Raw genomic sequence first — 10,817 nt, forward strand, 5'->3', positions numbered from 1 at the left:
GGGTCAGGCCCGGTCGCGCAGTTCGTACCAGCGGGCGATGGAGTCCTTGTAGCCCTGCGGCATGACCAGGCCGGGCACCTCGTCGCGGTGGAAGAGGCCAGCTTCCTTGTGCTCGTGGCTGATGACCGGGGCCTGGTGCGCGTCGGTGGGAGTGCAGCCGTAGGTGACGATGAAGACCTTGCGGCCGGGGATCGGCTCGTACATCCACACGTCGAGCAGTGGTCCGGCGGTCGCCGTCCAGCCGCTCTCCTCGTGGATCTCGGTGACCACCCGCTCCTCGGGTGTCTCCGTGCCCTCCAGTTTGCCGCCGGGCAGCTCCCACTCCTGGCGCTCGTTCTTCAGAAGCAGCACTCGCTTCTGCGGGTCGAGCACGACCCCCTTGATGGAGATCGGGAAAGTCGTTGGCACGTAAGGCTGTTCGTTCTGTCCGGTCATCGCTTCTTCCGGGGCGCGCAGACGGTCACGGGCCCGTCGAAGGTAGCAGTTGCGCGGTCGCGCGGCGCCCCGCCGCCCCTGATCCCACTTTGACAATCTGTCACTTTCCATCGGGGCGGTGGGGCGTGGAGAGTGTGTCGCCTCCCACCCACTCGGTCCCATGAGGGGGATCCACCATGCCGTCTTCCGACAGCAACGGCACCAACGACACCAGCGGCGAGGAGTTCACCGCACGCATGCTGGACGGAGCAGCGCGCGAGCACGCGGGAGCAGTGCTGCGCGAGCACGGGATGCTGCGGCTCGCCAGGCTGGGCGGGCGCAATGACGTGCTTCTTGCGGCCGGCCGACTGATGTCCTCGCTGTGGAAGCACCGGGACGCCGACCCGGACTCGCTGACCGTCATCCGCGACACCGGTCACCACGACGGACGGCCGGGCTTCGCCGGACTGGGCCGCGAAGCCCTGGCCCTGCACACCGAGTGCGCGCAGCACCCGTCCCCGCCCCGGCTGCTCCTGCTGGCGTGCGCGCGGGCCGGCGACGTGGGCGGCGAGAGCCTGCTGGTGGACGGCCAGGCCCTCCTGGCTGAACTGGCTGCGCACCACCCGGCCGTCATCGAGGTGCTCGCCGCGGAGCGAACTGCCTACTTCGGCGGATCGAGCGGCCTCTTCGCGCCGGTCCTTCAGCAACTGCCGGACGGCCGATGGCGGTTGCGGCTGCGGCAGGACGCCCTCGCCCGTTTCTCACCCGACGCCGAGGTGCACCTGCCCGCCCTGCGCCAGGCCATCGACCGGAACACCCACCGGTTGCGCCTCGCCCCCGGACAGGGCGTCGTGCTGGACAACCACCGCCTTCTGCACGGCCGCACCGCCTTCTCGGGCGAGCGGCTGATACTGCGCGCGCTGGGCGAACCGCGCCCCGCGCTGGGCCTCGGCCCCGGCTTCCCCGCGCCGTGGTCCGCGGCGCGCCCCGTCGGCCTGGGCAACCAACTCCTCAACGCAGCGCAGTCGAACACCAACAGGCGGCGCTGCCGCCCCACCATCTCCTGGTGACGCGGGGCGCACCCCGCGCCCCGGCTCCAGGTCCCTCAAGGGAAACCCTCAAGGAGGAGCCACCATGGCTCAGAAGATCACGGCCGAGTCCAAGGCCACCATGCCCGAAGCGGTCGGCAGCGAGTTCGACCTCGACGTCCTCACCGTCGAGACCGCCGACTCGGCCAGCCTGGAGGTGCTCACCGACGACGGCTGCGGCAGCACGTGCGGTGCCTGCACCACCGGCTTCCACTGATCCACCCGGCGGTGTCGCCGGGAGGATCGCTCCTTCCGGCGGCACCGCCGCCCGCCACCGACCGTCATCCGATTCCCATACCGAGGTCAGCCATGCGCCGCTCCGCTCCGCCGACTTCCTACCGCGCCGCAGAAGTAGCGCTCCTCCGCGCCGTCACCAACCCCGAACTCCCCTCACTTGCCTGGCCGGACCTCACGACCGCCGACAACGACCTGCTGTCCGGGCAGGCCGAATGGCTGCGCGCGTTGTGGGCCGATGAGGACCTCGCCGAGGCACTCTCGCTCGCCAGCCCCGCCCTCGCCCACCGGGTCGAGCAGTTGATCCGCGCCGAGGCCCCGGTGCCGCGGGAGGTCCGGCGCGCTGCCTTGTCCACCGCCCGCTACCTGCTGCGGGCAGGCCGGCGCCCGACCCCGTTCGGGCACTTCGCCGGCGTCCAGGCGACGGTTTTCGGTCCCCGTGCTGAGCTGCGCTGGGGCCGCGACCACCACACCGCGGCGAGGGCCTCGGCCGCCTGGCTCGCCCACCTGGTCCACCGGCTGGAGCAGGTCCCCGCGCTGCTCACGCGGCTGGACGTGGTCGCGAACGGCACCGCCCACGTGCGCGGAGACCGTCTCGTGATCCCCCACCAGCCGCTCGACCGGGCTGAGGGCGGCACGAGCCCGGCGGAGGTGAGCCTTCGGCACACCCGCCCCGTTGCGTTCGCCCTGGCCTGTGCCCGCCACCCGATCCAGGTTCAGACGCTGGCCGACAAATTCGCCGCCGAGTTCCCCACCGCAGAGCAGGCGCGGATCGGGGGCACCCTGGCCGCGATGGTCGCCCACCGCGCCCTGATCACCAGCCTCCACGCCCCGGCCACTGAGCCGGACCCACTCAGCCATCTGCTGGCCGCGCTGGAGAAGGCAGGCGCCGATCGCGTTCCCGAGGCCGCCGGGCTGCTCGCCGACCTGCGGGCGGTCGAGAAGGCGATCACCGCGCACAACCGGGCGCCCAGTCGGACGGGCCGCGCGCAGATCGCGCGGGCGATGGCCGCCCCCGGCGGAGCCGAAACGGTGGATCGGCCGGTGCCGGCCGTGGACGTGCGCCTGGACGCCGACCTCGTGCTGCCCCGGGCCGTGGCCGACGAAGCCGCCCGGGCGGCCGGGCTGCTCGCCCGGCTGAGTGCGCTGCCGTTCGGGTCGGCGGCGTGGCGCTCCTACCATCAGCGGTTCTACGAGCGGTACGGCCGGGGCGCGTTGGTGCCGCTGCTCGATGTCGTGGCCGACAGCGGGATCGGCTGGCCCGACGGCTACCCCGGTGCCCGGCCGGCCGAGCCTGCGCGCTTCGGCAAGCGCGACGAGGTCCTGACCGCTCTCGCCCAGCGGGCGGCGCTCGACGGGCAGCGCGAAGTCGTCCTCGACGAACAGCTGCTGAGCGCGCTCGACCTCGGCCCGGACGACGGGCCGCGGCTGCCCCCGCATCTGGAGATCGGCTTCCACCTCCACGCCCGCAGTCGGCAGGCCCTGGACCGGGGCGAGTTCTGGCTGCAGGTGGTCTCCGTGTCCCGGGCGGCCGGGGTGTCGACCGGCCGCTTCCTCCACCTTCTCGACCCGCGGCACCGCGCGGCCTTCACCGACGTGCTGACCGCCCTGCCAACGATGGACGAGCAGGCTGTCACCGCCCAGATGTCCTGCCCGCCGCTGGATCCGGCGACCGGGCACGTGGCCCGCAGCACGGCGACCGGGCAGCTGATCGTCAGCCTCGCCGAGCACCGCCCCGGCAGCGACGACCGGGTGCTCCGGCTGGAGGACCTGGCAGTCGGCTGCGACGGGCGTCGGATGTACCTGGCCGCGCCCGCGCTGGGCCTGCGGGTCGAGGCGAGCGCCACCCACGCCCTGAACCTACGCCTCCATACCCCTCCGCTGGCCAGGCTGATCACCGAGCTCTCCAGCGCCCAGGCCGCGCAGGTCACCCCCTTCTCCTGGGGTGCGCTCGCCTCCCTGCCGTTCCGGCCCCGGCTGCGGCTCGGCCGCACCGTCCTGTCCCCGGCCACCTGGCGGCTGTCCGCCGCCGAACTGCCGCCGCCGCGCGCACCGTGGGCTCAGTGGGACGAGGCCTTCCTCGCCCTCCTGGAGCGGCGCCAGGCACCGCGGTGGGTGCAGCTGGCCGCCGCCGGCCAGGGCTTGCCGTTCGACCTGGACCACTCCGGTCACCGTGTCCTGTTGCGCTCCCACCTCGACTCCTCCCCGCACGCCACCCTCGTCGAGACGCCGGCTCCGGCCGACCTGGGCTGGGCCGAAGGCCGGGCCCACGAGATCGTCGTCCCGGTCACCGCCACCCGGCCCCCGGCCTGGCCTCTGCTGCCCACGCCGACCACCGCGCGGCTCCTTCGACGCGGTCACGGGGACGCCCCGGGCACCGCCTGGGTGCTGCTCGCCTCGCTGTACGGAGACCTTGAACGGCAGGACACCGTCCTCACCCGGCACCTGCCCGACCTCCTCGCCCGACTCGGGAACCCGCACTGGTGGTTCGTCCGCTTCCGCGACCCACGCCAGCACCTGCGGCTGCGCGTCGCGCTGCCCGAACCGGCCGCGTTCGGCCCCGCCGCTGCCATGATCAGCACGTGGACCTCTGAGCTCCAGCAGGCCGGGCTGCTCTCCGAGGTCGTGTACCCCACCTCCTATACGGAGACCGGCCGCTGGGGCGAAGGCCCGGCCTGGGCCGCAGCCGAGCGCGTCTTTCGCGCAGACTCCGCCGCCGTCCTCGTCCACCTGTCCCAGCCCGCTCGGCCCGGACGGATCGCGTTGCTGGCCGCCCACACGGTCGCCATCGCCACCGGCTTCACCGGCTCCCCCTCCGCCGGGCTCCACTGGCTCGTCCGCAACGTCCCCGCCCAGCCCACGGCCGCCATCCCCCGGCCGGTGTTCCGCGAAGCCATACGGCTGGCCGACCCGGCGGGCGACTTCGCGGCGCTGCGGGGTGAGCCGGGCGGCGGGGCAATCGTGGACGCCTGGGCCGAGCGGCACCGGGCCCTCACCGCCTACCGTGCCTTCTTCCCCGGCCCGCACACCCAGGGCATCTCGCCGGACGACGTCCTCGGCTCGCTCCTGCATTGCTCGCACGGTCGCGCACACCGCGTCGACTTCGACGACGAGGCCCAGGTTCTTCACCTGGCCCGTGCCGCCGCCTTCGCCCGCCTCTCCCGGGATGGTGACCTGTGACCCCTCACCCCGCCATCCACCTCTCCGACCGGATCGCTGAGCTGCTCGCCGACCCCAACAGGGCTCCGGACCGGTGGACTTCGCGACCGCAGTGGCGCCAGTCCCTGGCCACCGGCGCCCCCGGCATCGCCCTGCTCCATGCCGAGCGCGCCGCCGCCGGACGGGGCCCGTGGGAGCCCGTCCGCGCCTGGCTGGCCGTCGCGGCCGGCGCCCCGATCACGAGCGGGCTCGGCAGCCACCTCTACTACGGCGCTCCCGCCCTCACCCACGTCCTCGGCTGCGCCGAGCAGGCCCGGCCCGGCTCCTACCAGCGCGCCCTCGACCACCTCGGCCAGACCGTCGCCACCCACGCGATCCGCCGATGCGAGGCGGCGCTCACCCGCCTCGACCGCGGCGACCTGCCGGCCCTCGCGGAGTTCGACACCATCCGCGGCCTGGCCGGCACCGGCTCCGTCCTGCTGCACCGCGCCCCGCGCGGCGAGGCGATCCGCACGGTGCTCACCTGCCTGGTGCGCCTCACCGATGACGTCAAGCACAACGGCCGGACACTGCCGGGCTGGTGGACCGCCACCGGACCTTCCGGAACGCCCGGCGAAGGCTTCCCTGGCGGGCACGCCAACAACGGCCTCGCACACGGCATCGCAGGCCCCCTCGCCCTGCTCGGCCTGGCCCTGTGCCAGGGCGTGGAAGTGGACGGCCAGCGCCAGGCGATCGGCACGATCGTCGCCTGGCTGGAGCGCTGGCGCGACGGCGATGCCTGGCCGTACTGGATCACCCGCGCCCGCCTGGACGGCACCGCCCGCACGCCGCTGCCCCCGCAGCGGCCGAGCTGGTGCTACGGCACCGCCGGCCTCGCCCGCGCCCAGCAGCTCGCCGCCCTCGCCCTCGGCGACCAGCACCTGCGCTACCGGGCCGAAAGCGCCCTCGCCACCGCGCTGGCGAACCCGAATGCCCTCGCCGCGACCACCGACCTGTCCGCCTGCCACGGCTACGCCGGGCTCGCACACATCGCCCACCGCGCCGCCGCCGACGCCCTCCCGCGCAACGCGACACACCTGAACTCCGCTGCCGCCCTGCTCCTCGACACCGCCCACCCGCCCCGCACCGACCCCGACAAGCAAGCACACCTCCTCCTGGCGACGGCAGGACCCGGGTTCCTGGAAGGAGCCGCCGGCACCGCCCTCGCCCTGCTCGCCCCGGCCACCGGCACCTCACCGGCAACCCGCTGGGACACCTGCCTGCTGACCTCCTGATCAAGGACCTCCTCGATGACCACCGGTTGGATCCAGCACGACCTCACCTTCGCCGACCCCGCCACCGTCGAACAGATCACCGCCCACCACCTGGCCCCCGTTCTCGTCCACACCCAGAACTCCCGTGTCCTGGAGGACTGGTGGTACATGCGCAAGCAGGGTCTGCGGGTGCGCTATCGCGCCGCCGGCCCCGCCCCCGCCGTCACTGCGCTCCTGGACACGCTCGTCGAGGAGGAACTCCTCACCGGCTGGGCCATCGGGATTTACGAACCGGAAACCGAGGCGTTCGGCGGCCCCGAGGCCATGGAGATCACCCACCGACTCTTCCACACCGACAGCCGGCACCTGATGGCCCGTGCCGCCAAGCCCGACCCGCCCGCACTCGGCCGCACCGAGACCTTCGTCGTCCTCGTTTCCGCCATGCTCCGCGCCGCCGGACTCGACTGGTACGAACAGGGCGACGTCTGGGCCAAGTTCGCCGCCGAGCGCCCCGAGCCGCCCTCCCTCGCCCCCGAGCGCGCCGCAGTCCTGGCCACCGCGATGCGCCGCCTGATGACTCTCGACACCCACCGACTCACCCGACCCGGCGAACCGCTCGCCGGGCACACCGGTTGGGTCGACGCCTTCGAGCAGGCCGGACAGGACCTCGTCCGCGCGGCCCGCGACGGCCGCCTCACACGCGGACTGCGCGCTCTCCTCGCCCACCTACTGATCTTCCACGCCAACCGCGCCGGCGTCCCCGTCGATCACCAATCCGCCACCGCTGCAAGCGTGTTGGACACCGTCTTCCGTTCCGGCGAGAGCACCGAGCTCTCGCAGCCCACCATCCACACAACCACTAGGGTCGCCCACGTGACTACTCTCAGCGACAGCGCCGCCGCCCGGAACGCCGAGCAGCTGCGCGACAGCCTTACCGACCACCTGCTCACCCAGGGAGCAATCCGCACCGACACGGTCGAAGCTGCCTTCCGCGCCGTACCCCGCGAGCACTTCCTGCCCGGCTTCCCCCTGGAGGCCGCCTACGCCGACAGCCCCACCTACACCAAGGCCGACGGGTCCGGCACCCGGATCAGCGCCGCCTCCCAGCCCGCCATCGTCGCCCTGATGCTGGAGCAGCTCGGCGCCCGACCCGGCCAGCGCATCTTCGAGGCCGGGGCCGGGACCGGCGTCAATGCCGCCTATATGGCCACCATCGTCGGCCCCGACGGGCACGTGGTGGCCGTCGACGTCGACGACGACCTTGTCGATGGCGCCCGCAAGCACCTCGCCGACGCCGGGATCACCAACGCCGACGTGGTCCTCGGCGACGGCGCCCTCGGCCACCCCGACGCGGCCCCGTTCGACCGGGTGATCGCCACGGTGAGCACCAGCGAGATGCCCACCGCCTGGCTGCAGCAGGTCAAGCCCACCGGACGGATCGTCCTACCGCTGCGCCTGCGCGGCGCGGCCTCCCGCACCATCGCCTTCGAGCGCGGCGAGCACGGCTGGGTGTCCGTCGATGATCAGCTTGCCGTCTTCATGCCACTGCGCGGCAGCATGGACGACGCCCGCCGCACCGTTACTCTCACTCACGAGGGCGACGTCACTCTCCAGGTCCACAAGGACCAGACCGACGCGGTCGACGCCGACCTGCTGCTCGGCGTCCTCGACACCGAGCGCCACGACGTCTGGACCGGCGTCACCATCCCGGCCGGCACCACCTACGAGTACCAGGACCTGTGGCTGGCCCTGCGCTGCCCCAACTCCCTGATGCGAATGAGCGTCACCGGCGCCGCCCGCGAACGCGGCATCGTCACCCCGATGTTCGGCTGGGGCGCCATGGCCACCGTCCGCACCGACTCCCTCGCCTACCTCACCCTGCGCCCCGGAGAGCCCGACGCCGACGGCCGCAAGACCTACGAGACCGGCGTCATCGGCCACGGCCCCTCCCGCGAACTGCTCGCCGACCTCGTCGCCGAGGAGATCCGCACCTGGAACACAGGCTTCCGGAGCCGGAAGCCGCGCTTCGAACTTCCCGACACCCCCGCCACCGCGGACCCGAACGCCGGCCGCTTCGTCCTGGATCGCTCCCACCACCCGATCACCGTGATCTGGGAGTAGCCCGCGTGCACCCGACCGGTCCCGTCGCCCGGCGATTCCCGCTGGTCGCCCGCCACCGGCCCGCGTGCCTGCCCCTGGACACCCGTGTCGGCCGGCTCACCGAGCTGGCCGACACGGCCTCCCGGCAGAGCGACCCGGGCCTCGCATCCACCGTCTTCAACCAGGCCGCCCTCCTCGCCTCCGACCTCGCCCTACCCGACTACGCCCGCGAGCTGTGCCACCGTCACGCAGCCCTCCACCTCAGCCGCGGCCCGCTCCCGGCGACGAGCGCCATCCGCGGCCTGGAGCCGATCGTCAACCTCGCCCGCCTCGACATCCGCGGCGGACACCACCAGCGCGGCCACCAGCTCCTCCTCGACCTCTACCGAGCTGTCACCACCTCCACCACGGCCTCCGTGGACGGCACCACCGTCCCGGCCCGCCTCACCGAGACCGTCGAGCATCGCCACGAGGTCCGCCAGTGGCTGTGGCGCGTCGTCATCGCCGATGGCACCCGTGCCCTCACGTCCGCCGGCCGCTGGATGGACGCCCTGCACCACATCGAGGAGCACCGCGGCATCGGCCGCCGCATCCTCGACGGCCGCCAGGTCGCCATCCTCGCCCGCGCCACAACCGACGACCTCCCTGGCGCACTCGCCCTGCTGGCCACCACTCAGCCAGGCGCTCCCTGGGAGAACGCCGTCACCGCCGTCCTCACCGCCCTGTGTCGCCCCAGCGACCGGCACGCCGCCGAGACCGCGATCGACCATTGCCTTGCCTACGAACCGGACAAAGGCCTGGGGGTCTTCACCACCCGCCTCGCCCTGACCGCCATCGACGCCGCCGACCCGGACACCCCCGCCGCCCGAAACCTGATCAAGCAACTGTCCAGCCGAGCCGGTAGAACGGGCGACGGCTACGCACTACGCGACCTTCTCACCCACCCCGGTGTCCGCAACCACCTGGACCCCGACCGAACAGCCGAACTCGAACAGGCGCTCGCCACCTGCGCACTGGGCTCCGCCGCCCTGCCCAAGCCCATCCACAACCGATTGGAGGCCGCCCTCGCCACCGGCCGGGAGGTGCTCGAAAACTCCCCGCTGGACCCGGGCTCGCCCGAAGGTGCCCCCTTGGGACGCCGCACCTCAACAACACCACGCCCCTGAACCGCGCCCGCCGTAGCCTCGCCCATTCCGGAACTCCGCGAGCAGCCGCGCCAAAGTGGCCCGAGTCGCGTCCTCACGCGACTCTGACCGGAGAAAAGCATGCTCGCCCCTCTGGGCCCCGCCCCGACGGGGACCGACCCTTCGAAGCATCCCTCGCCGAAGCCGGATTCGAGGCCGACGAGGGTTCGAACTGGAAGATGACATACTGTGCACCGCGACTACACAGACCGTGTATCGGAGGGCGGCTCAGTTCTAGCCCCGCCGAATCGCTGACTTCTGTCTGGAGGCGGTGTCGTAATGCCAGAAACCCCCGCAACCCCTGCGCCGTTGGTGCTCGTCGACGGGTTCAACCTGCTGTGGGCCGGCACGTTCGGCTTCCCCGCACCGATCCACTCGCGCGACAAGACCCGCGAGCTGACCGGCCTGTTCGCCTTCTTCGCCCTGCTGCGCGCGGCGATCCGCGACGACGTCGACGTTGCGACCCCCGAGGTCCTGGTCGTCTTCGACGGCGAACACGGCACGGCCGACCGCGTGGCCGCCGACCAGGAGTACAAGGCGAACCGGGACGCAACGCCGGAGGCACTGAAGCCGCTGCAGTTCCTCGCCCCGGTGAAGGACGGCCTGGACGCGTACGGAATCCGATGGACGGAGGTCGAGAACGCCGAAGCCGACGACGTCATCGCCACCCTCGCCACCCGGGCCGCCGCTTCCCGGCCGGTCCTGATCATGTCGCGGGACATGGACTTCTACCAGCTCCTCGACGACCGCGTGTGCGTCCTGAACCGCTCCCGCAAGTCGTCCCAGCGGATCATCACCGCCGACGAGGTCGTCGCCCGCTTCGGCGTCACCCCAGCCCAGTGGCCGGCCTTCCGCGCCCTGACCGGCGACAAGTCCGACAACATCCCCGGCGTCCGGGGCGTCGGCCCGAAGGTCGCCGCCTCCCTGCTGCGCGACGGCATGCTGCTACACGGCCTCCCCGGCTCCGGACGGCTGACCGGCGCCAAGGGCACCGCGATCACCACCGCCTGGGCCGACGTGCTCCGCTGGGAGGCGATGATCACCGTGCGCCGCGACCTAGTACTGCAACGGTGCTTACCCGTGACGGTTGTCGGGTTCGCTCGTTGGGCTGTTCATGGGTGGGGAGATATCCGAGGTCGATGCTCGTTGCTGGTCGGACGGGTTGGCGGGCTGCATGAGCGGTTTGCCCACCGGTTCGCGCGGAGTGAGTCGCGGGAGTCGGCGCTGGCCTATATGCGGGGCCTGCTGGCGCCGTTGGAGCGCAAGAACGGTTGGACGGTGGCCGAGGAGGCCGGCCATGGCGGACCGGATCGGATCCAGCGGCTGCTGAACCGGATCGACTGGGACGCGGACGGGGTGCTCGACGACGTACGCCAGTACGTCGT

The 10,817-nt window shown here is 72.6% G+C and carries 7 protein-coding genes and 2 pseudogenes; 8 read left to right on the forward strand and 1 reads right to left on the reverse strand.

Going from position 1 to position 10,817, the window contains the following annotated elements:
* Positions 1-3 precede the first annotated feature (3 nt).
* On the reverse strand, positions 4-408 hold the full coding sequence (locus tag ACFV0O_RS03680; protein WP_380335840.1) for an NUDIX domain-containing protein: 405 nt from the start codon (positions 406-408) through the stop codon (positions 4-6).
* A 203-nt stretch (positions 409-611) separates the two neighbouring features.
* Here ACFV0O_RS03680 and ACFV0O_RS03685 point away from each other — a divergent pair, with 203 nt between their 5' ends.
* From ACFV0O_RS03685 to ACFV0O_RS03720, 8 genes and pseudogenes are all read left to right on the forward strand, one after another.
* Entirely contained in the window at positions 612-1,484 is an 873-nt protein-coding gene (locus ACFV0O_RS03685) for a TauD/TfdA family dioxygenase (RefSeq protein ID WP_380335843.1), read from the forward strand.
* A gap of 100 nt (positions 1,485-1,584) precedes the next feature.
* Complete coding sequence (gene fxlA / locus ACFV0O_RS03690) at positions 1,585-1,719, forward strand: FxLD family lanthipeptide (RefSeq protein WP_380336030.1); 135 nt, start codon at positions 1,585-1,587, stop codon at positions 1,717-1,719.
* Between the two features lie 92 nt (positions 1,720-1,811).
* Entirely contained in the window at positions 1,812-4,916 is a 3,105-nt protein-coding gene (locus ACFV0O_RS03695; protein ID WP_380335846.1) for a lantibiotic dehydratase, read from the forward strand.
* The gene (locus ACFV0O_RS03700; protein WP_380335849.1) at positions 4,913-6,169 is read left to right on the forward strand and encodes a lanthionine synthetase C family protein; all 1,257 of its coding nucleotides are present in this window, start codon (positions 4,913-4,915) and stop codon (positions 6,167-6,169) included. Before ACFV0O_RS03695 ends, ACFV0O_RS03700 begins: the two co-directional genes overlap by 4 nt.
* A 15-nt stretch (positions 6,170-6,184) precedes the next feature.
* Positions 6,185-8,269 (forward strand): methyltransferase, FxLD system, encoded by a 2,085-nt coding sequence (fxlM, locus tag ACFV0O_RS03705; RefSeq protein WP_380335852.1) that lies wholly within the window; start codon positions 6,185-6,187, stop codon positions 8,267-8,269.
* 5 nt (positions 8,270-8,274) lie between these two features.
* Positions 8,275-9,414, forward strand: a complete 1,140-nt coding sequence (locus tag ACFV0O_RS03710) for a hypothetical protein (protein WP_380335854.1) — start codon at positions 8,275-8,277, stop codon at positions 9,412-9,414.
* A 297-nt stretch (positions 9,415-9,711) separates the two neighbouring features.
* A pseudogene (locus tag ACFV0O_RS03715) lies at positions 9,712-10,440 on the forward strand (5'-3' exonuclease H3TH domain-containing protein); the annotation flags it as partial.
* A 162-nt stretch (positions 10,441-10,602) separates the two neighbouring features.
* A pseudogene (locus ACFV0O_RS03720) lies at positions 10,603-10,817 on the forward strand (transposase); the annotation flags it as partial.

The organism is Kitasatospora sp. NPDC059577 (assembly GCF_042735475.1).
GTDB lineage: Bacteria > Actinomycetota > Actinomycetes > Streptomycetales > Streptomycetaceae > Kitasatospora.

Bases quoted from the DNA above. Each gene is read 5' to 3' on its own strand.
- fxlM (WP_380335852.1), top strand. From the start codon at position 6,185: ATGACCACCGGTTGGATCCAGCACGACCTCACCTTCGCCGACCCCGCC.
- ACFV0O_RS03695 (WP_380335846.1), top strand. From the start codon at position 1,812: ATGCGCCGCTCCGCTCCGCCGACTTCCTACCGCGCCGCAGAAGTAGCG.
- ACFV0O_RS03685 (WP_380335843.1), top strand. From the start codon at position 612: ATGCCGTCTTCCGACAGCAACGGCACCAACGACACCAGCGGCGAGGAG.
- fxlA (WP_380336030.1), top strand. From the start codon at position 1,585: ATGCCCGAAGCGGTCGGCAGCGAGTTCGACCTCGACGTCCTCACCGTC.